25 protein-coding genes are annotated in these 23,453 nt (G+C 57.8%); 14 read left to right on the top strand and 11 right to left on the bottom strand.

Annotation, left to right across the window (positions count from 1 at the left end; translation table 11 throughout):
- The first annotated feature begins 30 nt into the window (after positions 1-30).
- The 3 genes from BM186_RS23225 to BM186_RS26685 are packed head-to-tail and all read left to right on the top strand — an operon-like array spanning position 31 to position 1,634.
- Complete coding sequence (locus BM186_RS23225; RefSeq protein WP_074918674.1) at positions 31-981, top strand: recombination directionality factor; 951 nt, start codon at positions 31-33, stop codon at positions 979-981.
- The gene (radC, locus tag BM186_RS23220; RefSeq protein WP_074918671.1) at positions 953-1,450 is read left to right on the top strand and encodes a RadC family protein; all 498 of its coding nucleotides are present in this window, start codon (positions 953-955) and stop codon (positions 1,448-1,450) included. The genes BM186_RS23225 and radC overlap by 29 nt, the downstream gene beginning before the upstream one ends.
- Positions 1,451-1,460: 10 nt before the next feature.
- Entirely contained in the window at positions 1,461-1,634 is a 174-nt protein-coding gene (locus BM186_RS26685) for a hypothetical protein (protein WP_009686156.1), read from the top strand.
- 69 nt (positions 1,635-1,703) lie between these two features.
- Here BM186_RS26685 and BM186_RS23215 read toward each other — a convergent pair whose 3' ends face one another.
- From BM186_RS23215 to BM186_RS23205, 3 genes are all read right to left on the bottom strand, one after another.
- Positions 1,704-1,985, bottom strand: coding sequence for a type II toxin-antitoxin system RelE family toxin (locus tag BM186_RS23215; RefSeq protein ID WP_074918669.1), 282 nt, complete (start codon positions 1,983-1,985; stop codon positions 1,704-1,706).
- The gene (locus tag BM186_RS23210; RefSeq protein ID WP_033942931.1) at positions 1,975-2,220 is read right to left on the bottom strand and encodes a type II toxin-antitoxin system Phd/YefM family antitoxin; all 246 of its coding nucleotides are present in this window, start codon (positions 2,218-2,220) and stop codon (positions 1,975-1,977) included. Before BM186_RS23210 ends, BM186_RS23215 begins: the two co-directional genes overlap by 11 nt.
- Positions 2,221-2,404: 184 nt before the next feature.
- The gene (locus BM186_RS23205) at positions 2,405-3,103 is read right to left on the bottom strand and encodes an inovirus Gp2 family protein (RefSeq protein WP_074918667.1); all 699 of its coding nucleotides are present in this window, start codon (positions 3,101-3,103) and stop codon (positions 2,405-2,407) included.
- Between the two features lie 927 nt (positions 3,104-4,030).
- Between BM186_RS23205 and BM186_RS23195 the strand changes: the two genes are divergently transcribed.
- The 5 genes from BM186_RS23195 (at position 4,031) to BM186_RS23175 (ending at position 11,857) form a co-directional block, all read left to right on the top strand.
- Entirely contained in the window at positions 4,031-5,293 is a 1,263-nt protein-coding gene (locus tag BM186_RS23195) for a TolC family protein (RefSeq protein WP_003139513.1), read from the top strand.
- The gene (locus BM186_RS23190; RefSeq protein WP_003452298.1) at positions 5,290-6,750 is read left to right on the top strand and encodes an efflux RND transporter periplasmic adaptor subunit; all 1,461 of its coding nucleotides are present in this window, start codon (positions 5,290-5,292) and stop codon (positions 6,748-6,750) included. Before BM186_RS23195 ends, BM186_RS23190 begins: the two co-directional genes overlap by 4 nt.
- Positions 6,747-9,896 carry an efflux RND transporter permease subunit gene (locus tag BM186_RS23185; protein ID WP_074918666.1) on the top strand — a complete coding sequence of 1,050 codons (3,150 nt, stop codon included), beginning with the start codon at positions 6,747-6,749 and terminating at the stop codon, positions 9,894-9,896. The genes BM186_RS23190 and BM186_RS23185 overlap by 4 nt, the downstream gene beginning before the upstream one ends.
- A gap of 145 nt (positions 9,897-10,041) precedes the next feature.
- Positions 10,042-10,374 (top strand): DUF2790 domain-containing protein, encoded by a 333-nt coding sequence (locus tag BM186_RS23180; RefSeq protein WP_074918664.1) that lies wholly within the window; start codon positions 10,042-10,044, stop codon positions 10,372-10,374.
- A gap of 157 nt (positions 10,375-10,531) precedes the next feature.
- Positions 10,532-11,857 carry an OprD family porin gene (locus BM186_RS23175; RefSeq protein ID WP_074918662.1) on the top strand — a complete coding sequence of 442 codons (1,326 nt, stop codon included), beginning with the start codon at positions 10,532-10,534 and terminating at the stop codon, positions 11,855-11,857.
- Between the two features lie 178 nt (positions 11,858-12,035).
- On the opposite strand, the gene BM186_RS23170 is transcribed toward BM186_RS23175, so the two are convergent.
- From BM186_RS23170 to BM186_RS23145, 6 genes are all read right to left on the bottom strand, one after another.
- A complete protein-coding gene (locus BM186_RS23170) occupies positions 12,036-12,479 on the bottom strand; it encodes a DUF411 domain-containing protein (RefSeq protein WP_003246746.1) in 444 nt (147 codons plus the stop codon).
- Positions 12,469-13,311, bottom strand: a complete 843-nt coding sequence (locus tag BM186_RS23165; protein ID WP_074918660.1) for a c-type cytochrome — start codon at positions 13,309-13,311, stop codon at positions 12,469-12,471. Before BM186_RS23165 ends, BM186_RS23170 begins: the two co-directional genes overlap by 11 nt.
- Positions 13,312-13,320: 9 nt before the next feature.
- Entirely contained in the window at positions 13,321-14,412 is a 1,092-nt protein-coding gene (locus tag BM186_RS23160) for a copper resistance protein B (RefSeq protein WP_074918658.1), read from the bottom strand.
- Positions 14,402-14,716 carry a hypothetical protein gene (locus tag BM186_RS23155; RefSeq protein ID WP_074918656.1) on the bottom strand — a complete coding sequence of 105 codons (315 nt, stop codon included), beginning with the start codon at positions 14,714-14,716 and terminating at the stop codon, positions 14,402-14,404. The genes BM186_RS23160 and BM186_RS23155 overlap by 11 nt, the downstream gene beginning before the upstream one ends.
- A 12-nt stretch (positions 14,717-14,728) precedes the next feature.
- Entirely contained in the window at positions 14,729-16,528 is a 1,800-nt protein-coding gene (locus BM186_RS23150; RefSeq protein ID WP_074918654.1) for a copper resistance system multicopper oxidase, read from the bottom strand.
- A 188-nt stretch (positions 16,529-16,716) separates the two neighbouring features.
- Positions 16,717-16,923: a co-regulatory protein PtrA N-terminal domain-containing protein gene (locus tag BM186_RS23145; RefSeq protein WP_003246751.1), complete on the bottom strand. Its 207-nt coding sequence runs from the start codon at positions 16,921-16,923 to the stop codon at positions 16,717-16,719.
- A 283-nt stretch (positions 16,924-17,206) separates the two neighbouring features.
- On the opposite strand from BM186_RS23145, the gene bufA2 reads away from it, so the two are divergent.
- The 4 genes from bufA2 to BM186_RS23125 are packed head-to-tail and all read left to right on the top strand — an operon-like array spanning position 17,207 to position 19,504.
- On the top strand, positions 17,207-17,467 hold the full coding sequence (bufA2, locus tag BM186_RS23140) for a BufA2 family periplasmic bufferin-type metallophore (RefSeq protein WP_074918652.1): 261 nt from the start codon (positions 17,207-17,209) through the stop codon (positions 17,465-17,467).
- Positions 17,468-17,511: 44 nt separating this feature from the next.
- Complete coding sequence (gene bufB / locus BM186_RS23135; RefSeq protein WP_004374664.1) at positions 17,512-18,348, top strand: MNIO family bufferin maturase; 837 nt, start codon at positions 17,512-17,514, stop codon at positions 18,346-18,348.
- A complete protein-coding gene (locus BM186_RS23130) occupies positions 18,345-19,139 on the top strand; it encodes an HvfC/BufC N-terminal domain-containing protein (RefSeq protein ID WP_074918649.1) in 795 nt (264 codons plus the stop codon). The genes bufB and BM186_RS23130 overlap by 4 nt, the downstream gene beginning before the upstream one ends.
- Positions 19,140-19,189: 50 nt before the next feature.
- Positions 19,190-19,504: a hypothetical protein gene (locus BM186_RS23125; protein ID WP_074918647.1), complete on the top strand. Its 315-nt coding sequence runs from the start codon at positions 19,190-19,192 to the stop codon at positions 19,502-19,504.
- 19 nt (positions 19,505-19,523) lie between these two features.
- Here BM186_RS23125 and BM186_RS23120 read toward each other — a convergent pair whose 3' ends face one another.
- Positions 19,524-19,724 (bottom strand): heavy-metal-associated domain-containing protein, encoded by a 201-nt coding sequence (locus BM186_RS23120; RefSeq protein WP_003246756.1) that lies wholly within the window; start codon positions 19,722-19,724, stop codon positions 19,524-19,526.
- Positions 19,725-19,962: 238 nt separating this feature from the next.
- Positions 19,963-20,415, bottom strand: a complete 453-nt coding sequence (gene cadR / locus BM186_RS23115) for a Cd(II)/Pb(II)-responsive transcriptional regulator (protein ID WP_074918645.1) — start codon at positions 20,413-20,415, stop codon at positions 19,963-19,965.
- A 191-nt stretch (positions 20,416-20,606) separates the two neighbouring features.
- Between cadR and BM186_RS23110 the strand changes: the two genes are divergently transcribed.
- Complete coding sequence (locus BM186_RS23110; protein WP_043217286.1) at positions 20,607-22,883, top strand: heavy metal translocating P-type ATPase; 2,277 nt, start codon at positions 20,607-20,609, stop codon at positions 22,881-22,883.
- A gap of 12 nt (positions 22,884-22,895) precedes the next feature.
- Complete coding sequence (locus BM186_RS23105) at positions 22,896-23,240, top strand: DUF3703 domain-containing protein (RefSeq protein WP_021703088.1); 345 nt, start codon at positions 22,896-22,898, stop codon at positions 23,238-23,240.
- Positions 23,241-23,453 lie beyond the last annotated feature (213 nt).

The following is a 23,453-nucleotide window of genomic DNA, read 5'->3' as shown; positions in this document are numbered from 1 at the left end:
TGGCCTTTTTTCATTTCCAGGAGACTCACCATGCTCAAAGGTCTGGCTATCACTCCGCCGGTACTCGGGCGGATTTCCATCGGCAAGGTCATCGAGAAGAACGGCAAGCGTCTGCCGGAGAAAGATGACCAGTTCACCATCACTTCCCAAGTGCAAGGCAAGGACGGCTGGCTGCTGCACCCGCTCAATGACGAGCTGCGCCAGGGCAAGGACGACAAGCTGCGCAGCATTCCGGTACGGCTTCTGTTCAACGAACCGGAGCTGAATTTCCGAGCTGACTACACGCTGTTCGACCGACAGTCCGGACGCCCAATCTGCGTGGGCAATGGTGAAACCTGCAAGCGGGTCACTCAGGACGGCATGCAGTCACTGCCCTGCCCGTCACCGGATGCCTGCCCACTGGCCAAAGGCGGTGCCTGTAAGCCCTACGGCCGACTGAATGTGGTCATTGGTGATGAGGATCCGCTGGGCAGCTTCGTGTTCCGCACCACCGGCTTCAACAGCATCCGCACCCTCGCCGCTCGCCTGCATTACTTCCAGGCCATCTCGGGCAACCGCCTGGCCTGCCTGCCACTGGAACTACGTCTACGTGGTAAGTCGACTCGCCAGAGCCATGGCACGCCGATCTTCTACGCCGATCTGACGGTACGTGGTGGCATGGACATGTCTGAAGCACTGGTGTCCGCCAGTGAACTCGATTCGCGGCGGCAAGCTGCCGGCTTCAATCAAGCAGCGTTGGATGAGGCTGCACGACGCGGCTTCGGCAACGGAGCCTTCGAGGACAGCGAGGAGGATGCCAGCGCCATCGTGGAAGAGTTCTACCCCGAGGGTGAAGCTCCTGCTGCAGCAACAATTTCCCAACTCAACCCCACCAAACCCAGCCTGGCTGAAAAGCTCGATGCACAGGCTGCTCGTCACACCCCACCCACAGACCAAGACCAAGGAGGCCGCCATGCACCTGCACAAGCTGAAAGCCAGTGACACGGCCGGCACCTACTTGGTCGAGTCCCCGGTGACGGAAAACGACATCCTGCTGATGGCCAGGCAACTGGCCAGCCTGCGCCTGCGCAAGGGACGTGCACTGACCTCGCCTAAGGAGGCGTTCAGTCACCTGCAGACGCTGCTGGCTGATTATGAGCACGAGGTTTTTGCACTGCTCATGCTCGACAGCCGACACCGGGTGATTGCGTTCGAGGAAGTGTTTCGCGGAACCCTGGATGGAGCCAGCGTCTACCCACGGGAAATCGTGAAGATCGCCTTGGAACACAACGCAGCGGCAATCATCCTGGTACACAACCACCCCTCAGGTGATCCCGAGCCCAGCCAGGCGGATCGCAATCTCACCACGAAACTGCAGGACGCACTGAATCTGGTCGGAGTCAGAACGCTCGATCACGTTGTGGTAGGCCAGGAGGATTGTGTGTCGTTGGCTGAGCGCGGCTACCTGTAAGGAGGTGCCAATGAAACTGCTGCTACGGACTGTTGCCTCGGCATTCATGTTTGCCGGGATCTTGGCCGGTTGTCTGGCGATATTGCTGCTGATGATTCTGATGGTGCGCTTTCCACCATTGCTGATTGCCGTGGTGTTGGCGTGCTGGATCTACCGGAAGCAGAAAGTAAGAATGAACCCTTGAACGGTGAGCCAGCGTGGGTAGTCGAAAGACTGCCTGCAATGGCTCTCACTTCTTCTTTTGCCCTGGTAGCTAACGCTTACCTGCTGCCTTGTAAGCTGCACTTCGTTCACGCTTGCCCACTGCGACCACAATCACAACCACCCGATCATCTTCGACCCGATACACCAAACGATAGCCTGCTGTTCGGAGCTTGATCTTGTAGTGCCCAGGCAGATCCCTGAGGGCATCAGCCTGTACCTTTGGTGCTTCCAGCCGCTCACGCAGTTTTTTCTTTGCCTGCTCACGCACTGTATGACCCAGCTTCTCCCATTCCTTCAGCGCTGAGGGCAGGAACTCGAGCTTATAGGTCATCCAGGTTCACCGGCACCCCCTTCTCACCGGAGCGTGCATTAACGACATCGATCAGATCCAGATCGTCCAGACGGTCCAGCATCTGCTCGTACAGCTCGGCTGGCACCATGTACCCCATCACGCGGTTATGATTGAGAACGGCGACCGGCATGCCACCAGCACCAGCCATAACACCGGTGGGGTTTTTCTTCAGCTCAGAAACGCTCACTGCAACGTCAGCCAAAACACTCTGCATACCATAGCTCCTTTTTTAGGTCTTTATTTTGGTCTTAAGGTGCATAGCATAGCAAGGCATCCCCATGGGCAATCTTCCAAATGGCACGAGGCGTCCAATTTTGAACCGCCGCCATCTGGGAGAACTGATTGCCCTGAAGCCTCCCATTGAGCTGTGAGCCCATGCGGCTTGCGCGGACTGCTCCCTACCCCCGACTGGTCTCGAAACTCCGCTGACGATCGCCGTAGGACTTGGTCGCTTTCTTACACAGGTAGCTGGCTCGTTTGAACAGCTCAGGCAGCTCATCGAACTCGTCTCGACGAATTTCTCGATTGATAAAGTACTCAGGATTCTTTGGCCTATGGACCACCCCCCTAACCTGATCAGCTGATAATCCAAGTACACTGGCCCAAGACTCTTCAATCCGTCTGAACATGTTAATCCGTTCAGAACCTATCCGGCCTAGCCTGTAATAGGCATCACGGTTCAAAAGAATCAGTAGGTGGTAATGGCGACGACCTCTCTGACCGATCTCTTTCGACCAGACGTATCGTACTTTGCAACCACGCGAGTAACCACGCTCAGCCACGCGCTCCTGGTGGTACTGGATCTTCTTCGTAAACGATTCGAAGAACTTGCTTATGACCTTGTTCGTATAGGCGTACTCGGGTAGCTCGATAGCATTAGGCACATAAAGATCTACTCTGAAGGCAAGTACTCTAGGGTACTCAGCCATGGCTAAGTCGATGGTATGTTTGAGATCATAAAGGTATTCCAGAGCAAAGGGGCCTACTTCTGCCTGGATAGGAAAACCTTCAAAGGTCTCCCCGTAGTGCAAATGAAGATTGGTATTATCGGGATGACGTAGTGGGGAGTGCTGGGTTGTAGCGATATCGTTGACCATGGTTATGACTCCAGTTAATTTGACTCATAACACATATGCCATTATTAAATATTTAATACACCCTACACCCTCCACCCTTAACACCCGCACCATGCTAGATAAGTTTAATAGTTATCAATAAAATAATAATACTCCCGCCGCAAAATAAATAAGCAGAAAGCCCAGCAAACACGAAGGGCGCTATAGATAAAACAAAGCAATTACAGAGCCTTTAACAATCAATACAATTTCGGAATTAAATTATCCAAATTATCCAAAAATAATACGCTGATCCATGTAGTTAATTATAGAGTGATTATAGAATCCTCTTTGGCCTGAACTCTATCGCTTGCTCGATTGAAATCTCACCCGCTACAAAATCAGCTCGCCCTGTGAGACCAGCCACTCTATTTGATCCAAATCAACGAAGTGCTGTTATCGTCAAAAGGAGCATTCATGGCTCGGGGGCAATCTGCTATCGTCGGCCTATTGCCCCGCCTGGTGAATTGCTGTGCGTCGGATTGGATTGATCCTGCTAATGATTGCTAGCCTCGTGCTGCCGACCTTCGGCGGTGTGGCTTTCAGCATGCCGGCACAACCTTGCCCGATGCAGAGCGCCGATCATCAGGGCCATGCAATGGCCGATGCTCCGTGCTGCGAGCAAATGGACAAGTCTGATGGGGTGGCCAAGAAGTCCCCTTGCAAACCCGGCCAGGAATGCAAGACCGGAGGACTTCTCCAGACCACCGTGATCAAGAGCATATCCCCTCTCCCCTCACGCCCCGAGATATTGCTGACCCAGTCGGTGATTAAGCGAGAGCCCGCAGGACTCTGGCGCCCTCCTCGTTTCGTCTAATGCAGTGATCATCCCGCGCCTTACAGTCAGGCGCATCGTCGCGGTCACGTTTCGTAGTCGCGACTTCGATCAATCGCATTGGAGGCGAAAGCATGTCCGCTTTCCTTTTTCCACGCCGTGGCTTTCTCGGTGTGTTGGCTGCCGCATTCTGGGCAGCTCCCTGGCTTGCCGCGCAGGCGCAGCCCCTAACTTTCGAACGAGCCCAAGCTCTGGCCGAGCAGAGTGCCCCTGAGAACCTCGCGCGCCAGGCGCAGGTGGCATCGGCACAGCAGGCTGTCGAGCCCGCAGACGCCCTGCCCGATCCCAAGCTGATTCTAGGCATCGACAACCTGCCGATCGAAGGCCCTGACCGTTACACGCTTAATCGTGACTCCATGACCATGCGCCGCATTGGGTTCATGCAGGAAGTCCCCAACAGTGACAAGCGTCAGGCTCGGCGCCAGTTGGCCGAGGCTTCAGTAGGCCGAGCCGAGGCCGAGCAGCGTGCCATGCAGTTGGAGATCAAGCGCCAGACGGCAGTGAGCTGGCTGGATGTGTACTACGCCGAACGCAGTGTTGGCCTCTTCGATCAACTGGACCGTCAGATCGAGATGCTCCGCTCGACCGTGCAATCGCTGATTGCCGGCGGTAGTGCTCAGCCTGGCGAGCTGTTGCAGGCCGACCAGGAAGCTTTGGCGTTACAAGATCGGCGAGATGAACTGAATCGCGATGTGGCAGTAGCTCGTGCCAAGCTGCGCCGCTGGATAGGCAACGAGGCTGACCAGCCTTTGCAAGGAGGTGTTCCCAGTCTGAACCTGGTGGCACCGCACCTGCAGCAACGCATTGCCTCACACCCTGAGTTGCGCGCTGCCTCCGCCCGAGTCGGCGAGGCTAGCGCCGAGCTGAACGAGGCCATCGCCGAGAAGACCCCCGACTGGGGTGTTGAGTTTGCCTACAACAATCGCGACAACCAGTTCGGCGATATGGTGATGGTGCAATTTACCTTCGACCTGCCGTTGTTCGTAGGCACACGTCAGGGGCCCAAGATCAACGCCAGACAACAAAGCGTGTCGCAGATGGAAGCCGAGCAGGAAGCATTACTGCGCGCCCATCAGGCTGAGCTGGAAGGCGGTATTGCCGAGCTTGAGCAACTGCGCAGGACCTTGTCACGCACCGAAAAAACCTTGATCCCGCTTGCAAGCAAACGTGCCGATCTCGAACTGGCCGCCTACCAAGCCGGTAACAGCCAGCTCACATCCGTTATTACTGCCCAGCGCGACCTGATTGATGCGCAACTGCGGCAGATTGAACAACAGCGCAAGTTGAGCCAGCTCTCCGCAAGCCTGTACTACGCCTATGTGGAGGGCCTGAAATGAAGATATCGACATTTGGTTTTGCGGTCGCCGTGCTGACCGTGGGCATTGGCGCGGCGGGCGGTGGCTACTGGCTGGCCCAGCGGCAAGCCAAACACGAGCTACTGCCTAGCTCCGCACCGACGGACGAGCGCAAGGTGCTCTATTGGTACGACCCGATGCAGCCTGAGCAGCGCTTCGATAAACCGGGCAAGTCACCTTTCATGGATATGGAGCTTGTCCCTAAATACGCAGGATCCGAGCAAGATCCGTCTGTCCTGAGCGTCCCCGCTCAAGCCGTGCAGAACCTCGGAATGCGGACCTCGACGGTGATCCGCGGTGTACTGCCCTCGGATATCGAGGTGGTCGGCTCCCTGGCCTATAACCAGCGAGAGGTAGCGAACCTCCAGGCCCGCGCTGGCGGATTCGTCGAGCGGGTTTACGGGCGTGCCCCTGGCGATGTACTGCCAGCTGGAACACCCCTGGTCGACCTGCTGATTCCCGAGTGGTCCGCCGCGCAGTTGGAGTTCCTCGCGGTACTGCGTACCGGTGACGCCCGCTTGATCACTGCGGCCCAAGAGCGCCTCCGCCTGCTCGGCATGCCACAAGCGTTGATAGAGCAGGTTCGCCGCAGCGGCAAACCGCGGGCAGTGCAAACCCTCACCACACCTATCAGCGGCGAGCTCCAAGCCTTGCAGGTACGCGCCGGGATGACCGTTGAAGCCGGGCAGGATCTGGCGTTGATCAACGGGCTGTCCAGTGTCTGGCTCGATGCGGCGATACCCGAGGCCATGGCCGGAAGTATCCAGGTCGGGGACGAGATCCGCGCCAACCTGACGGCCTTTCCTGATCGACCGCTGCTGGGCCGCGTCATAGCCTTGCTGCCGAGTGCCGATCCGCAAACGCGCACGCTCACGGTACGCAGCGAGCTACCCAACCCTGCCGGTAAGTTGCGCCCCGGCATGTTCGCCGCCGTACGCCTGAACAGTGCCGTCGAACAATCCACGCTTCTTGTGCCGAGTGAAGCCGTGATTCGCACCGGGAAGCGTGCATTGGTGATGCTGGCCGAAGGCGACGGACGCTACCGTCCCCAGGAAATCACCTTGGGCCGCGAGGCCGATGGGCGTCTGGAGGTGTTTTCCGGTCTTGAGGAAGGTCAGGCGGTCGTTACCTCCGGCCAGTTCCTCATCGATTCGGAAGCCAGCCTGCAGGGCATCCTGGCCGGCAATGCAGAACAGGACAGCACGGAGGGGCTGCATGTGTCTCACGGCGTTATTCGCGCACTGGACGGGAAACAAGTCACCCTGGAGCATGGCCCCTTCGAGAGCCTGAATATGCCAGGTATGACCATGGCTTTTCCTCTGGTCAGCTCCGAAGTAGCTGTGGGACTTAAGCCAGGAGATCACGTACGCATCGCCGCACGTCAGACAAACTCCGGCCTGCTGATCGAGCAGCTCCGCAAGGAAGGAGACCAGCCATGATCGCGCGCCTGATCCATTGGTCGATCGGCAACCGCTTCCTGGTACTGCTGGCCACCCTGTTCATCACCGCCCTGGGCCTCTGGTCGCTGCGCAACACGCCGTTGGATGCACTGCCGGACCTATCTGACACCCAGGTCATCATCAGAACCAGCTTTCCCGGACAGGCACCGCAGATCGTCGAGAACCAGGTGACCTACCCACTGGCCACAACCATGCTCTCGGTACCGGGGGCGAAGACGGTGCGCGGCTACTCGTTCTTCGGCGACTCCTTCGTCTACGTGCTGTTCGAGGACGACACCGACCTCTACTGGGCGCGCTCGCGGGTGCTGGAGTACCTCAACCAGGCGCAGGAACGCCTGCCCGAGGGTGTTACCACCACCCTTGGGCCGGATGCCACCGGCGTGGGCTGGATCTACCAGTACGCCTTGGTCGACCGCAGCGGCCAGCATGATCTTGCCCAGCTGCGGGCACTGCAGGACTGGTTCCTCAAGTACGAACTCAAGAGCCTGCCCAACGTAGCCGAAGTGGCCACCCTCGGCGGCATGGTCAAGCAATACCAAGTGCTGCTCGATCCGCAGAAGCTGGTGGCTTATGGGGTAACTCAGCAGGAGGTCGAAGCGGCGCTGAAGAGCGCTAACCAGGAAACCGGCGGCGCCATCTTGGAGCTGGCGGAGCGCGAGTACATGGTGCGGGCCTCGGGCTATTTGGAGAGCCTGGATGATTTTCGCAATGTGCCGCTGCGGGCTTCGGCAAGCGGAATTCCGGTGCTGCTAGGCCAGGTGGCCACCATTCAACTGGGGCCAGAGATGCGTCGCGGTATCGCCGAATTGGACGGCCAGGGTGAAGTGGTCGGTGGCGTGGTCATCCTGCGCTCCGGCAAGAATGCCCGGGACACCATCGCTGCCGTGAAGACCAAGCTGGACAGCCTGAAAGCCAGCCTGCCCACCGGCGTCGAAGTGGTCACTACCTATGACCGTTCGCAACTGATCGACCGTGCCATCGACAACCTCAGCTACAAGCTGCTGGAAGAGTTCGTGGTGGTTGCCTTGGTTTGCCTGATCTTTCTCTGGCACCTGCGTTCGTCGCTGGTGGCGATCATCACCCTGCCCCTGGGCATCCTGATGGCCTTCATCGTCATGCGCTACCAGGGCGTCAATGCCAACATCATGTCGCTCGGCGGGATCGCCATCGCCATCGGCGCCATGGTCGATGCCGCCGTGGTGATGATCGAGAACGCGCACAAGCACATCGAGGCCTGGAAGGCTCGGCACCCCAATGAGCCGCTCCAAGGCGAGGCGCACTGGCGAGTGATCGGCGAAGCCGCAGCCGAAGTCGGACCGGCACTCTTCTTCAGCCTGCTGATCATCACCCTATCGTTCCTCCCGGTATTTACCCTGGAGGCCCAGGAAGGGCGCCTGTTCGGCCCTCTGGCCTTCACCAAGACCTATGCCATGGCCGCCGCCGCCGGCCTCTCGGTCACCCTGGTACCGGTGCTGATGGGCTACTGGATTCGTGGGCATATCCCCAGCGAACAGCAAAACCCCTTGAACCGCTGGCTGATCGGCGCATACCGGCCGGTGCTGGAGTGGGTGCTGGCCTGGCCCAAGGTGACCTTGGCGCTGGCCGTGCTGGTCTTTGTGTCCAGTCTGTGGCCCCTCAGCAGACTCGGAGGAGAGTTCCTGCCGCCCATGGACGAAGGCGACCTGTTGTACATGCCTTCGGCCCTGCCCGGCTTGCCGGCGAGCAAGGCAACCCAGCTGCTGCAGCAAACCAACCGCATGATCCTCACGGTGCCGGAGGTGGCCCGGGTATTCGGCAAAGCCGGGCGAGCGGAGACAGCCACCGATCCGGCGCCGCTGGAAATGTTCGAGACCACCGTGCAGTTCAAGCCGCGCGAGCAATGGCGCGCGGGTATGACGCCGGAGAAGCTGATTGAGGAGCTGGATCGTGCGGTGAAAGTCCCAGGGCTGTCCAACATCTGGGTGCCGCCAATTCGCAACCGCATCGACATGCTGGCCACGGGGATCAAGAGCCCCATCGGCGTGAAGGTCTCCGGAACCTCCCTGGTCGATATCGAGCGCATTACTCGCGATATCGAGGTGGTGGCCAAAGATGTACCTGGGGTGAGCTCAGCGCTGGCAGAGCGCCTCACCGGCGGACGCTATGTGGATATCCAGATCGATCGCCTGGCCGCGGCACGCTACGGCCTGAGCATTGCCGACGTACAAGCGGTGGTATCGGGTGCCATTGGCGGCAGCAATATCGGCGAGACGGTCGAAGGATTGGCCCGCTTTCCGATTAACCTGCGCTATCCCAAGGAGTGGCGGGACAGTCCCCAGGCGCTAAGGCGTATGCCGATCCTCACCCCTGCCGGCCAGCAGATCACCTTGGGCACCGTCGCCCAGGTTAGCCTGACCGAAGGGCCACCGATGCTGCGCAGCGAGAACGGGCGCCTGTCCGGCTGGGTCTATGTCGATGTCCGTGGGCGCGACCTGGCATCGACCGTGCGTGAGCTGCAGCAACGCGTAGCTGAGCGGGTAAAACTCGACGCTGGCATGACCGTTTCTTACTCCGGTCAGTTCGAGTACCTGGAGCGCGCCAATGCGCGGTTGTCCTGGGTGGTGCCGGCGACCTTGTTGATTATCTTCGTGCTGCTCTACCTGACCTTCAGCCGCTTCAGCGAGGCCCTGCTGATCATGGCCACCCTGCCCTTCGCCCTGTCGGGGGGCATCTGGCTGCTCTATTGGTTCGGCTTCAACTTGTCGGTGGCCACTGGGGTCGGCTTCATTGCCCTGGCCGGCGTCTCAGCCGAGTTCGGGGTGATCATGCTCTTGTATCTGAGGAACGCCTGGCATGCTCGGCTGGACTCTGGACGCAGCGGTGATCCGGCCCTGCTTGAGGCCATTCGTGAGGGCGCGGTGCTGCGCGTGAGGCCTAAGGTGATGACGGTGGCCGTGATCATCGCCGGCCTGCTGCCGATCCTCTGGGGCGGCGGTGCCGGTTCCGAAGTGATGAAGCGCATCGCCGCGCCCATGGTCGGCGGCATGATTACCGCGCCGCTGATGTCCATGCTGGTTTTGCCGGCCGCCTACTGGCTGATGCGAAGGCAGCGTACACAGAAGGTTCGCGCACCACAGGAGATATAGCTTTACAAACCCGGGCAAGCCACGCGCCAAGCTGACTCGCCCGGGTAACGCGGCAGGAAGCATTACGGCGATGTAACTTTGACTTCATTTTTATGACAGGTTGAGCGGATATATTTTAATCACCACCTTGAAGGAGTGATTAAATATGAAAAGCCTCAAAGTTATTGCAGCCCTTGCCGTTATGGTTGTTTCCTCTGCCGCTCTGGCAGAAGGCGGCGCTGATCGTGTTTATGGTCGGATGATTCAGGCCAATGAGCAGGCCATGCAAGAGTATGCTGCCGCTAACGGAAAGAATCCGCCTGAAGTTATTCATTACCGCTACGGCATGAAACTCGATATCGCCAGGGTCGTGGCCACTACCCCGACGGACTCTAGCTGCGGTGTGATGCCGGCCCAGATGACCTACGAGGACTCCAATGGCGATCTGAATATTCTTGAATACCGGGCAGCCGGGACAGGTTGCCTTAATCAAAACTAGATAAATGACATCGCGCTGACTGAAATGTAATTTCCAAGTCACCCTGACGTTATTTGGCATGTGGAAATATGACCAAGGCGTGCCTGGCTATGCCCGGCGCGCTTGGCACATATATGCGACCACACAATGACAACTGCCAATAACATCAGGAGCATTTATGAATAACAGAACCCTGTTAGGACTTTCTCTGCTCACTCTGAGCGTCAGTACCGGGCAAGCTGCAATGGCCGCCGACGAGAAAGGCGAGGGATTTATCGAAGGCAGCAGCCTGACCATCCTCAATCGAAATCTCTACTTCAACCGTGACTTCCGCAAAGGCCAGTCCAGCAGCTCGGGTAATGGCTATTCGGAAGAGTGGGCGCATGGCGTGATAGGCAGATTCGAGTCTGGTTTCACCGAGGGCACCATAGGCTTTGGTGTCGATGCCTTTGCCATGCTAGGGCTCAAGCTTGACACCGGCGACGGCCGTTCTGGAGCAGGCGGCTCAGTCGACGTGATGCCTTACAACAGCCTCGGGCAGGCTGAGGACAACTACTCCAAACTGGGGGGCGCGGTGAAAACTCGGTTCATGGATACCGAGATCAAGGTAGGCGACGTCTTTCCCGTCAGCCCGGTCGTCCAATACGGTGATGCACGGCTTTTACCGGAGAGTTTCCGAGGTGTCACCGTGGTCAACAGCAGCGTGGAAGGACTGTCGCTTCAGGGCGGTCGCCTCCACTCGATGAGCCAACCCAATACCAGCAGCATGCGCGACGGCTTCGCTACCTTCTACGCGGGCGAAGTGGACTCGCCATGGATCGCCTATTTCGGTGGTGATTACACGCTTAATGACAACGTCGGCTTTAGTCTCTACACCAGCCGCCTCAAGGATGCCTGGAATCAATATTACGCGGGCACCACGCTGAGCTACCCGCTTGCGGACGATGTCGCCTTGATCGGCGGGCTGAACTACTACAAGGCGGTCGATGAAGGGAGGCAGCTCCTCGGGAGCTTCGATAACAACATCTGGAGCGGCAAGGTCGGCATCCAATTCGGCGCTCATACAGTGCTGGTGGGTCTCCAGCGCAACAATGGCGATGATGACTTCGACTACTTGCGCCAATCGGACTCCATCTACCTCGACAACTCCATCCAGTACAGCGACTTCAACTCGCCGAAGGAGAAGTCATGGCAAGTGCGCTATGACCTGGATATGGAGCCTTTCGGTGTGCCTGGATTGAGCTTCATGACTCGATATGCCCAGGGCTGGGATGCCGACTACAGCAACGCCAACGAAGTCTATATGCGCCGTGATGACAACGGCGATCCGTTGACCAACCAGAAGCGCTGGGAGCGGGACATCGAGGCCAAGTACGTTGTGCAGTCTGGGTCGTTGAAGGACATGTCCTTTCGCATTCGACAAGCCACGACTCGCGCCACCGACTTCGAGTCGGATTTGGATGAGTTCCGCCTGATTGTCGAGTACCCGCTGGAAGTTCTCTAACCCTGGCAAGCGAGCGGGTTGATTGCCCCGCTCGCTCCTTGGTCCTGCTGTCCCCTCGTAGTGCTCCTTTGGTTTGGAGACAGCCCTTGGCGCCCTAGGGCGCCTTTTTTACTTAGGTTAAAGGACGTATGAAAATGAGTCGGCCACTACACACAAGCGGCCGTGCTGGCAGGCAGTACTACTGGGCGGGATATTCTGCAACGACCTGATCAGAACCCGTCTTGGTCAAGCCAATGACCTGGTAGGCATGCTGTACGCCATCGACTTCCATGCCGGGGGAGCCCGCCGGCATCCCGGGAACAGCGATGCCCAGCAGATCATCGCGCTTGGTGAGTTCGATGACCTGAGCCGCCGGCACATGACCTTCGACGAACTTGCCGTCAATCACCGCGGTGTGGCAAGACGCTAACCGTGGCGCGACGCCCAGTCTTTGCTTCACTGCTGTCATGTTGCTTTCAACATGGTCGACGACTTTGAAGCCATTCGCTTCGAGGTGTGAAATCCACTTCTTGCAACATCCGCAATTGGCATCACGATGGACATCAATCGTCAGGGCATCAGCTGCTTGAACCGCAGACGTGACGGAGAGAGCGGCCAGTAAGGCCAGATATTTAGCTTTCATGTACGTGCTCTTTGCCATCGGCGTGGGTGTGGGTCTTGGGCGAGGCGTTCGGAGCCTGCTCGGCGTGATGATCACCTCCGTTGGACGACGCCTCATCTCCAGCATGGTGGTCATCGCCACTCATATCCGAATGGTGACCTGCCTTAGGTGCGGAGCCACCCTCGCTATCCGTAGCCGCGGCATCGTGATGGCCAGGCTCTCCGGCATCACCTGTTCCATGATGGTCTTCGCCACCGCCGCTATTGCCATGATGGCCAGGCTTGTTGTCGCCGTGCTGACCTTCATGATTGTGCATTTGCGTTTCCCCACCACCATGCTGATGGCCGCCACTGGATGCGACGAGTGCTTGGTATTGCTTGGCATCCATCGTCGGCAATTGGTCAATGAAGGCAACCATGCCCCAGATGTACTCATCGCCCATGCTCTTGCCCCACGCAGGCATACCCGTTGCCTTGATGCCATGCTTGATCACCCAGAACGCTGCTGACGGATTGCCATCGACACCGATCTTGGCGAGGTTGGGGGGCGCAGGATAAAGCGATTGGCTTAGCTCGGTCTCCGCCACACCTGGCGCCAAATGACAGCCGATACACATGGAGTTGTAGTTGCCCGCACCGGCGCGAATAAGAGCTTGATCATCCAGGTTGGGAACCTCGATGTCCCGCGAACGGACTTCGATAGAGCGGTCACGGGCCATCGTGAGAAACGCATGCACTGCAGGAAAATGGGGATCGTCGGCCCCCACGTTGACCACGCCAAAGTAGGCGCCGGCCAGGACAGCTGTGCTACCGACCACGCCGGCCGCCACCAAAGTTTTAATTGTTCTTTTCATGTCAGGTTCTTAAAACCACATCCGGATACCGGCGACAAAACGCGCCTCGTCTACATCACCGCCCTCGTCGCGCACCATGTCTGCCGTGTTGCCATAGGAGCGGCTCCAGGAAACCCCGATATAGGGGGCAAACTCCCTGACAATCTCGTAACGCAGACGCAAGCCGAGCTCGGTATTTGCCAACCCAGACCCCACACCTCGCTCAGGATCGTTCTTGCCGTAGAAGTTCATTTCGGCAGTTGGCTGGAGAATCAGCCGGTTGGTCAGCAGAATGTCGTACTCGCCCTCCAGTCGGGCAGCAGTTTGGCCATTCTCGCCGACGAAGGCCGTGGCTTCGGCCTCAAAGGCGTAAAGCGCCATGCCCTGGATACCGAAGGCGGCCCAAGTCTGCGGCGACTCCGGTTTGAAGTCCTGGCGAACGCCCGCGACGACATCCCACCAAGGGCCGATCGAGCGGCCGTACAGCAGCTGTAATTCAGCATCCTCGGTCACGCCGTTGGTACGCTCGCCTTCGGAGCGGAACCAGACCCGGTTGATATCACCGCCTACCCAGCCCGACGCATCCCAGGCCAGGGTGCTGCCCTCATCTGCGTCCTGGTATTCGAGCTGATCGAGCAGGAAAAAACTGTTGATGGCGCTGTCGTGAACCTTGTGGCCAGGTAATGGCGGGAAAGCCGCTTGGCGATCAGCATCCGTCAGAACGGGAATCGGCGTACGGCTGGTGGTTCTCGGGGCTTCAGCGGAGCCATGGTTCATCTTTGAATGATCCATGCCCTCCATCTGTCCTTGCATGGCGCCATGCCCCATCTTGCTGTGATCCATAGCCTGGGCCTTCTCTTGGCTCTGGCCGTGGCCCATCTGGCTATGATCCATGCTGCCCGAAGCACCCTGCATGGCACCATGGTCCATCTTGCTGTGATCCATGCCCTCCATCGGCGCTTTGGCGGAACCGTGGCCCATCTGGCTGTGGTCCATCGACATGGAGCCGTGCCCCATTGCCGAATGATCCATTTCTTCCGTAGCCAAGGTAACGCCGCCGCTGAACGCACTCAGCGACACAGCCAGCGCCAAGAGAGATGGACGTGAAAACTTAGTGGTCATGGTTCGAACCTGCTTCGGCTTCGGTGCCGCCATGCTTATCCATCATGTTTTCGTGATTCATGCTGTCATGCTTCATGTCTCCGTGATCCATGGCGCCATGATCCATCTGCTGGCCAGCCGCCTTATCCTTCGACTGATCTGCATGCTTGCCACTGGCGGTCTTGGGCGCAGCCGACTCGGCAGCATGTTGTTCGTGCTCACTGTGCCCCTCACCTGCCAACGAAACCGGTGCGTGCAGGGCAGCCAATAGGCTGAACATGACTGCGCTGCCAGCCAGGGCATTTCGCTTCATAAAAGTGCTCATCAGAAATCTCCTTTACTCATCCACACGAACTTCACGGAACATGCCCATTTCCATGTGGAGCAACAGGTGGCAGTGATAGGCCCAACGCCCCAACGCATCGGCGGTCACCCGATAGCTGCGCTTGGAACCTGGCGGCATGTCGATGGTGTGTTTACGCACCAGGAAATTGCCGTTCGCATCCTCCAGATCACTCCACATGCCATGAAGATGGATCGGGTGAGTCATCATGGTGTCGTTGACCAGCGTGATGCGAACACGCTCGCCGTACTTGAGGCGCAGAGGCTCGGCGTCAGAGAACTTGATTCCATCGAAGGACCAGGAGAATTTCTCCATATGCCCGGTGAGGTGCAGCTCGATGGTGCGACTTGGCTCACGCCCGTCCGGATCAGGGAAGGTGCTGCGCAGGTCAGAGTACGTGAGGACGCGTCGGCCGTTGTCTCGCAAACCAATACCTGGGTCGTCCAACTTGTGCGTCGGTGTCATGGTCTGCATATCGACCAGCGGGTTGTTGGTCTCTGAGGCTGGGTGTGCCTGCATGGCACCTGCCATGCCTGCCATGCCTGCCATGCCTGCCATGCCCGAATGATCCATTCCAGCCATCTGGCTGTGATCCATGCCGGCCATGCCACCCTGCATGCTCCCATGATCCATGCCCGCCATACTGCCGTGGTCCATTCCGGCCATGCTGCCGTGATCCATACCCATGTCGCCCATGGCAATCAGCGGACGCGGGTCGGGGCTGGGTACCGGTGCACTCAATCCCTCCTGTACAGCAAGGGTGCCGCGCGCATAGCCAGTGCGATCCATGGATTGGGCAAACACGGTATAGGCCTGTTCGCTGTCTGGTTCGACGATCACGTCGTAGGTCTCGGCCACGGCGATACGGAACTCGTCGACGCTGACCGGTTTGACGTGCAGACCATCGGCCGCAACCACAGTCATCTTCAGGCCCGGGATGCGCACATCGAAATAGGTCATCGCCGAGGCGTTGATGAAGCGCAGGCGGATCTTTTCGCCCGGTTTGAATATGCCGGTCCAGTTGCCATCAGGTGCCTGGCCATTCATCAGGTAGGTGTAGGTGTAGCCACTGACGTCAGCGAGATCCGTCGGGCTCATCTTCATCTCGGCCCACATCTTGCGATCGGCTACCGCAGCGGACCACCCCATCTCGCTCACGTCATTGATGAAATCACCAACGGTGCGCTTGTGGTAGTTGTAGTAGTCCGACTGCTTTTTGAGCTTGGCCAGTACCCGCGCTGGATTTTCATCGGTCCAGTCGCTCAGCAGCACGACATAATCACGGTCGTAACTGAAGGGCTCGGGTTCCTTGGCGTCGATGACCAGCGCGCCGTATACGCCGACTTGCTCCTGGAGCCCCGAGTGGCTGTGATACCAGTAGGTGCCGTTCTGGTTGACCTTGAACTTGTACTCATACATGCCGTCGGGGGCGATGCCATGGAAGCTCAGGCCCGGAACGCCATCCATGTTCGCCGGCAGGATAATGCCGTGCCAGTGAATGGACGTGTCCTCCTTGAGGCGGTTGCGTACGCGCAACGTCACGGTCTCGCCCTCCCGCCAGCGCAGGATTGGGCCTGGTAGCGAGCCATTGATCGTCATGGCGGTACGCGCTGCGCCGGTGATGTTTACCGGAGTCTCTCCGATAAACAGGTCGAAATCGTTACCGCTCAGCACGTTCGGCTGACCTGGGCTGGTTACCGCCCAGACCGGCGTGCGCCACATGCCCATGCCGCCGAGAATACCGGCGGCGGCGAGGCCTTTGACGAAAGTACGTCTTGTGGTTTTGCTTTGCATGCCGTTATGTCCAATCCGTCAGATGAGCCGGTGATGTGCATCCGGTCTCGGGTTCATTGACTGCTCCAGTATTGGGAGATTTGATCTTCAAGCCTTGCGTGCTGCGCAAGTCCCCCCGACACCAAGCAGTATAAAACTGCCATATCTCAACCATCCGGGTGATTACATTTCTGTAAGGTTGAAGGGGCTCAGCAGTTGGCGTGTTCCGCCTGTTTGGCTTGGCTGCCGGCGACGGGAGCTCCATCCTTCTGCTGCTTGGCCAGCTGATACGCTTCCAGCGAGACCTGACGGGCCTGCTCCATGCGTGCAAACGTGCGATCGGCACCGCCTTCGGCCATCGCCAGAGTGGAAGCACTCAGGGCAGCAACTACAAACAGGGTTTTGATCGATTTCATTTCGTGAATCCTCGTAAGTTTAGAAGCCCCCGTAACTAGTGGGGGCGAGCCTTAAGCTCGCTGTTACGTTAACCACGAAGCCCTGTCAGCAACCTGATCTGAACATTACAGTTCTGTCAGGTTGCTATTTCTTTCTTGTAGGCCCTCCTGAAGGCTCGGTACTGTCTTCTTGCCCGAGAAGCCTTGCGGATTCCATGGGCCTGCTCGGCAGCAATGCCTGAGCTAACTCGCTCATTCGCACCGACGGATCGCGACCATCAAACAATCAAGAGAAATAGCCACTATGTCGAACAAATCCAACGTAGCTACCGGTGCCGCCCTGGCTCTGGTAGCCGCCAGCCTGTTCTCCACCCTGTCCGTCCAGGCGGCCCAGGACACCAAAGCAGCAGAAGTGAAATGCTTCGGGGTCAATGGTTGCAAAGGGCAGAACGACTGCATGACCGCGAAAAACGACTGCAAAGGCCAAGGCGAATGCAAAGGCCAGGGGTTCAAGTTGATGACCCAGGCCAAATGTGACGAAGCCGGTGGCAAAACCAGCGAATAAGGCGGTTCAGGGGAGTGCATGCCACTCCCCTGCTGGAGTCTCGAATGAGTAAGCGCAAAACTCTGGGTTTCGGTCTTGGCCTTCGCAACGAGTATTACCGGCAGATCCTGGAGGAACGGCCCGCGGTCGACTGGTTCGAGATCATTTCCGAGAATTACCTGGTAGAGGGCGGCAAGGCTCTCTACTTCCTAGATGCGATCGGCGAGCACTACCCCCTAGTGATGCACGGGGTGTCTCTTTCGATTGGCGGCTCACATGCCTTGGACATCGACTACCTACGACAGCTCAAGCAACTGGCAGATCGGGTGCAGCCTCAGTGGGTGTCTGATCACTTGTGCTGGAGTCGAGGCAACGCCCATCAACTTCACGATCTGCTACCGCTGCCGTTTACCCAGGAGAGCCTGCTGCATGTCGCGGCCCGGGTGCGCTTGGTGCAGGATGTTTTAGAACGTCCCATCGTGCTGGAGAACGTTTCCTCCTACGTGCAGTGGACAACATCCAGCATGAGCGAGTCTCAGTTCCTCTCGGAGCTCAGTTACCTGACCGGGTGCGAGCTGCTTCTCGACGTGAACAACGTCTACGTCAGTTCGCGCAACCAGGGTTTCGACCCTTGGCAGTTCATCATGGAATTGCCGCACGAGCGGATTCGGCAAATTCACCTGGCCGGGCACAGCGATTACGGGCAGTACCTCATCGACACCCATGACCAGCCCATCGCTGATCCGGTTTGGTCTCTCTACAGCAAGACTTTGAGCTACTTGGGCCCGACATCGACCTTGATCGAGCGGGATGACCAGTTTCCGCCGCTGGAAGAGCTGTTGTCCGAATTAGCACATGCCCGTGCTATCGCCAAATCTGTGATATCGGGGGCCACCCCTTGAGCCTGATCGCCCTACAGACTGCATTTGAAACTTACCTGACAGGTGACAGTGCCCTGCCCTCCAACAAGCTTTTGGAGCAGATCCGAGGTAGCACAGCGCTGAGTGCTCTCGAAGGCCTGCAGATCTACCACAACGCTTACCGTTCGCGCCTGCTTGCGGTCTTGCGAGAAGACTTCCCTGCCCTGCTTCACTGGATCGGCAACGAATCATTCGAGCAGCTCGCACTGGCCTACTTGGCCGCCTGGCCACCACGACATTTCAGCATTCGCTGGCTGGGCGAGAAGCTGCCCGAGTTCATTAGCAGCTACGTCGAAGAACCCCAACTATCGCCGATGCGCGAACTCGCGGAACTGGAATGGGCCTTTACACTGGCCTTCGACGCTCAGGATGTCGAAGCGCTTTCGCTGGAGACCATGAGTGATTTTTCGGCTGAAGACTGGATTTCACTCAGGGTTTCCCTGACTGCATCTGCCCGGTGGTTGCAGCTGCAGTACAACACGCTGGAGTTGTGGAAAGCCGCCAAGTCCGGCAGCTTGCTGCCTGATATTACCCGCCTGCCAACGAACCTAGCCTGTCTTGTTTGGCGTCATGAACTCGTCTGCCAGTACCGGAGCCTGGAGCCAGCGGAGGCTTCGGCATTGCAGTTTCTCATCGAGGGCGGATCGTTCGCTGAACTCTGCGAGTCGTTGAGCGCCACGCATGGCGAGCAAGCTCCCTTGCAAGCCGCGACCTGGTTGAAGTTGTGGGTCAACGACGGTTTGCTAAAGCGCGGCCAGCTATTACACGAATGACCCGGAACCTTTAGGCTAGCGCTCTCTCTTTGGCCACTCCGAGCGCTTCTATGACTCACCGCATCATGCATTTCAAACAGCAAGCCTTGCTTGACCCGGAGACCTATCAGGCAATGCTGGCCGACGGCGTTGGTCACTGGGAGCGGCTTGCAGGAGAAGTCGTCGGCATAGAAGACGAAAAAAGCCACGAGTTCGCTGCATTGAAAAGCCTGTTCAAGCGCAAGCGGTACTCCTATGACACGCTGGAAATGCGCGAGCCAGGCGATCACTCAAACTGGCTTCGCGGCCGAGATGCTTCAGAAGGTATGACCAACGAGGTCACCAGTATCCCAGGGCTAAAAGAGCTCTCAGAACTGGAGATTTAGTGGGATAGCAGGTCAGCGCTCAAGCGCTGACCTGGGCCGAATAGCCAAGCTCCTGGATGAGTTCGCGGATCGATTCGGCACTTTCTGTGCTCTCAACGGTGACCTTGCCGGCCGCTCGATCCACTTCTACTCGTGCATCCTGATCCAGAGCTTGAATGGCCTTCGTGATTTTGCTTACGCAACTGCCACAGCCCATCCCCGCAACACTCAGACTGAACATGTCTTTCACCTCATTTCGTCAGCGGCTCAAGTTACCGCACAGACAGGATCGACCTTGACACGATGGCAAGGTCAAGCCCGTACTCTACAAGAGGTTCAAGCGCCAATGCAGGCTGCGATCTGGCTGAAGTGACGAGCTACTGGTCCGCTCAAGGAAGGCCAATGAAGATCCTTGCTATGAATAGGCCCAGAACACCTCATTCCATGTGGGGAAACACAGCAACGAGTTGATTGATGCTTCAGTGGCGATGGCTCTTGCCAACGTGCGTATGCTCTGCCTCAGGCAAAGGTTGAACCCCTCCGCTCGAACTAAGTTGCTGGATGATTGCGCATGCATCGACACTTCTCTCCGCGGCGCATCGATGGCGCAACTCAACGAGCTGCTTCTGCAGAGCTAACAGACTGTTGATCCGAAGCTCCACATGGCGAATGTGCTCGTCTACCAAGCCGTTAACGCTATCGCAGCTCTCCTCCGGACGATCGATGAGCAAAAGCAGCCGCCGTATTTCATCAAGCGTCATGTCCAGGGTTCGGCAGTTACGGATGAATACGAGCCGCTCTAGGTGCTCCTTCCCGTAGACCCGGTAGTTCCCCTCGCTTCGACCAGGAACAGGCAGCAGCCCTTCACGTTCATAGTAACGAATAGTCTCCACCTGACAGTCAGCCTGCTTTCCGAGCTCACCAATCTTCATGGGACGAATCTCCTGATCAATGCTTGACCCTATAGTGGCTTCAGGGTGTTGACTCTGCAATGACTTAGATAAGAGGTCCCGCCATGAGCAGTTGCTGCAGTCACGACCACTCGGATCATCATAAACCTGAAGACCAAAAGCGCGAGCCAGCGCCACCAGGAACGACATTCAGCGCTTTCCACATCCAGGCGATGGACTGTCCGACAGAGCAGAGCCTGATTCAGAGCAAGCTTGGCTCGCTGGCCGGGATACACCAGCTCGACTTTAACTTGATGACTCGCGTTCTAGGGGTACAGCACAGTCTCCCTTCGGTCACCCCCATCATTGATGTGATCGCCTCCCTGGGTATGCAGGCCGAGCCCACGGACGCTCATGTACAAACACGAATTCGCATCGAGCAGATGGACTGTCCTACTGAGGAGAAGCTCATTCGCGACAAGCTCGCTAACCAGAAAGGCATCAGCAATCTGCAGTTCAACCTGCTGCAACGCACTCTGGTCGTAGACCATGTTCCAGAGCTGTTACCTCAGCTCATGGCAGCCATCCAGGAGCTCGGGCTTTCACCGGTTGTCGAGGAGAGTGCCGACCGCCAGGAACCTACCCCAACGAAGAAGAAGCATTGGTGGCCGCTGGCGATCGCGGGGATCGCTGCGGTTTCAGCCGAAATAATCCACTTTGGGCAGTTGGCCCCCGAATGGGCGGTTGCAGCCTTAGCAATAGTGGGGATAGCGCTAAGTGGGCTCGGTACCTACAAGAAGGGCTGGATTGCGCTCAAGAACCGCAACCTGAACATCAATGCCCTCATGAGCATTGCTGTAACCGGTGCCGTATTGATTGGCCAATGGCCCGAAGCGGCCATGGTTATGGTGCTCTTCGCGGTAGCCGAGGTTATTGAAGCGCGCTCACTGGAGCGTGCACGTAACGCCATCCGTGGACTCATGGACTTAAGCCCCGAGCGGGCCACTGTTTTGCAGGCGGATGGATCCTGGCTAGATGCGGACATCAAGGCGGTAGCACTTGGCGCTGTTGTTCGGGTACGGCCAGGTGAGCGAATTGGCTTGGATGGCGAGGTGACGGCAGGCACCTCCACCGTCAATCAAGCACCTATAACCGGCGAGAGCTTGCCGGTAGATAAGAGCATTGGAGATCAGGTTTTTGCGGGCACGATAAACGAGGCAGGGTCGTTGGAGTTCAGGGTAACAGCAGCGTCTACCAACACTACCCTGGCTCGGATCATTCATGCGGTGGAGGAGGCTCAGGGCTCTCGGGCGCCGACCCAACGTTTCGTTGACCGCTTTTCTCAGATCTACACCCCCGCCGTGTTCTTGGTGTCCCTAGGGGTCGCCTTGCTCCCACCGCTATTGCTGAGTGGCGCATGGCAGGAGTGGATCTATCGAGCGCTGGTATTGCTGGTCGTCGCGTGCCCATGCGCGCTGGTCATTTCCACTCCCGTTACCATCGTCAGCGGCCTGGCAGCGGCGGCTCGCAAAGGCATCCTCATCAAAGGTGGGGTCTATCTGGAGAGCGGCAAAGATCTGGCACTGCTTGCACTCGACAAGACTGGAACCATCACTCAAGGGAGGCCGGTTCAGACAGACTTCCTGCCGCTCAAAGAAACAGATATCGAAATGCATCGTGTCAGTGCCGCTAGCCTAGCTGCTCGCTCTGATCACCCGGTATCAAAAGCACTCGCTCGACATGCGATGGATAACGATGTGTCGCTACTGGACGTCAAGGAGTTTGAAGCGCTTCCTGGACGGGGAGTCAAAGGCCGTGTGAAAGGCCAACTGTTGTATCTAGGCAACCATCGTCTGGTTGAGGAGCTGGGGCTCTGTTCTAAGGAGCTGGAGCTTACGCTGGAGCGGCTGGAGCGTCAGGGTAAGACCGTCGTCATCCTGTGCGACGGCCAACAGCCCCTTGTTCTATTCGCAGTCGCAGACACCGTGAAAGAGACCAGTGCCGATGCCATGCGGCAGCTCCACGAGCTTGGGGTAAAGACATGTATGCTCAGTGGCGATAACGAGCACACAGCCCTGGCGATAGCCCAGCAGGTGGGTATTGATGAGGCTCGTGGCAACCTGTTGCCGGCAGACAAGCTCACAGTCATCGCTGAAATGCAGGCCCAAGGTTTAACGGTTGGCATGGTGGGAGACGGCATTAACGATGCCCCAGCGCTGGCAAAAGCTCAGATTGGCTTTGCCATGGGTAGCGCAGGGACCGACACGGCGATAGAAACCGCGGACGTTGCACTGATGGATGACGACTTGCGCAAGGTCGCTACGTTCGTCCGTCTATCTCGTAGTACTGCTGCCATCCTCAAGCAGAACATCGCCCTGGCACTTGGCATCAAGGCTATCTTCCTGGGCATAACCATCACAGGAGGCGCCACTATGTGGATGGCTGTCTTCGCTGACATGGGCGTCAGCCTGCTCGTGGTGTTTAACGGCCTGAGGCTGCTCAGACAATAATGGGAGGTAGCCATGCAATCTCAATTGAAATCAGCAATTGCAGAGGCCTTTGCGCAAGCCGATACGAACCTGCGGCTGAAGCAGCCTGGTAGAGCATTTGAGTGGTTAGAGCGCGCCCACATCCTGACTCAACGGCATCCCTACCTGCATGCAAAGTCACATTGGCTGATGCTACGCCTAGGCCTGCAGACCAAGAACTATCGGGAGGTCCTTGGGCAAATACCTCGCATAGTGGCTGCACTACTTTTCTCACGCATCTGGGTCCCCATTGGCAATACTGGGCGTGCACGAGTTAGCGCATTCCTCCCCATGACCGTCCCAGAAGATCTGCAGCAGCTCCTCGCAAACGGTAACTAAACCAGAACTGACTCCCTCGACCCTGCGCACCATTCGAGTGCGCCGCTGGGTGTCGTTTGTGCAAAAAATGTCAAATTAAGCAGCTCATCCCTCATCTTTTCGAAGATTACAAAATTGTAATTTTCCAATCATCTTCAAGTTATCTACGGCTTGCAACGATAGGTGCGACCGCCTCTGGCTGCTCTCGCACCGGGGCTCAATACCTACAAGAAC

This window comes from Ectopseudomonas toyotomiensis (assembly GCF_900115695.1).
Classification (GTDB): domain Bacteria; phylum Pseudomonadota; class Gammaproteobacteria; order Pseudomonadales; family Pseudomonadaceae; genus Aquipseudomonas; species Aquipseudomonas toyotomiensis.
The sequence above is the reverse complement of the archived record's forward strand: the minus strand, read 5'-3'. Positions and strand labels throughout refer to the sequence as shown.

Coding starts and splice junctions, on each gene's coding strand:
- BM186_RS23210 (WP_033942931.1), bottom strand. CDS start 2,220: ATGCAGAGTGTTTTGGCTGACGTTGCAGTGAGCGTTTCTGAGCTGAAG.
- BM186_RS23190 (WP_003452298.1), top strand. CDS start 5,290: ATGAAGATATCGACATTTGGTTTTGCGGTCGCCGTGCTGACCGTGGGC.
- bufB (WP_004374664.1), top strand. CDS start 17,512: ATGAGTAAGCGCAAAACTCTGGGTTTCGGTCTTGGCCTTCGCAACGAG.
- BM186_RS23165 (WP_074918660.1), bottom strand. CDS start 13,311: ATGAAAAGAACAATTAAAACTTTGGTGGCGGCCGGCGTGGTCGGTAGC.
- BM186_RS23185 (WP_074918666.1), top strand. CDS start 6,747: ATGATCGCGCGCCTGATCCATTGGTCGATCGGCAACCGCTTCCTGGTA.
- BM186_RS26685 (WP_009686156.1), top strand. CDS start 1,461: ATGAAACTGCTGCTACGGACTGTTGCCTCGGCATTCATGTTTGCCGGG.
- radC (WP_074918671.1), top strand. CDS start 953: ATGCACCTGCACAAGCTGAAAGCCAGTGACACGGCCGGCACCTACTTG.
- BM186_RS23125 (WP_074918647.1), top strand. CDS start 19,190: ATGACTCACCGCATCATGCATTTCAAACAGCAAGCCTTGCTTGACCCG.
- BM186_RS23225 (WP_074918674.1), top strand. CDS start 31: ATGCTCAAAGGTCTGGCTATCACTCCGCCGGTACTCGGGCGGATTTCC.
- BM186_RS23150 (WP_074918654.1), bottom strand. CDS start 16,528: ATGCAAAGCAAAACCACAAGACGTACTTTCGTCAAAGGCCTCGCCGCC.
- BM186_RS23195 (WP_003139513.1), top strand. CDS start 4,031: ATGTCCGCTTTCCTTTTTCCACGCCGTGGCTTTCTCGGTGTGTTGGCT.
- BM186_RS23170 (WP_003246746.1), bottom strand. CDS start 12,479: ATGAAAGCTAAATATCTGGCCTTACTGGCCGCTCTCTCCGTCACGTCT.
- cadR (WP_074918645.1), bottom strand. CDS start 20,415: ATGAAGATTGGTGAGCTCGGAAAGCAGGCTGACTGTCAGGTGGAGACT.
- BM186_RS23110 (WP_043217286.1), top strand. CDS start 20,607: ATGGACTGTCCGACAGAGCAGAGCCTGATTCAGAGCAAGCTTGGCTCG.
- BM186_RS23215 (WP_074918669.1), bottom strand. CDS start 1,985: ATGACCTATAAGCTCGAGTTCCTGCCCTCAGCGCTGAAGGAATGGGAG.
- BM186_RS23155 (WP_074918656.1), bottom strand. CDS start 14,716: ATGAGCACTTTTATGAAGCGAAATGCCCTGGCTGGCAGCGCAGTCATG.
- BM186_RS23160 (WP_074918658.1), bottom strand. CDS start 14,412: ATGACCACTAAGTTTTCACGTCCATCTCTCTTGGCGCTGGCTGTGTCG.
- BM186_RS23145 (WP_003246751.1), bottom strand. CDS start 16,923: ATGAAATCGATCAAAACCCTGTTTGTAGTTGCTGCCCTGAGTGCTTCC.
- BM186_RS23180 (WP_074918664.1), top strand. CDS start 10,042: ATGAAAAGCCTCAAAGTTATTGCAGCCCTTGCCGTTATGGTTGTTTCC.
- BM186_RS23175 (WP_074918662.1), top strand. CDS start 10,532: ATGAATAACAGAACCCTGTTAGGACTTTCTCTGCTCACTCTGAGCGTC.
- BM186_RS23205 (WP_074918667.1), bottom strand. CDS start 3,103: ATGGTCAACGATATCGCTACAACCCAGCACTCCCCACTACGTCATCCC.
- bufA2 (WP_074918652.1), top strand. CDS start 17,207: ATGTCGAACAAATCCAACGTAGCTACCGGTGCCGCCCTGGCTCTGGTA.
- BM186_RS23105 (WP_021703088.1), top strand. CDS start 22,896: ATGCAATCTCAATTGAAATCAGCAATTGCAGAGGCCTTTGCGCAAGCC.
- BM186_RS23120 (WP_003246756.1), bottom strand. CDS start 19,724: ATGTTCAGTCTGAGTGTTGCGGGGATGGGCTGTGGCAGTTGCGTAAGC.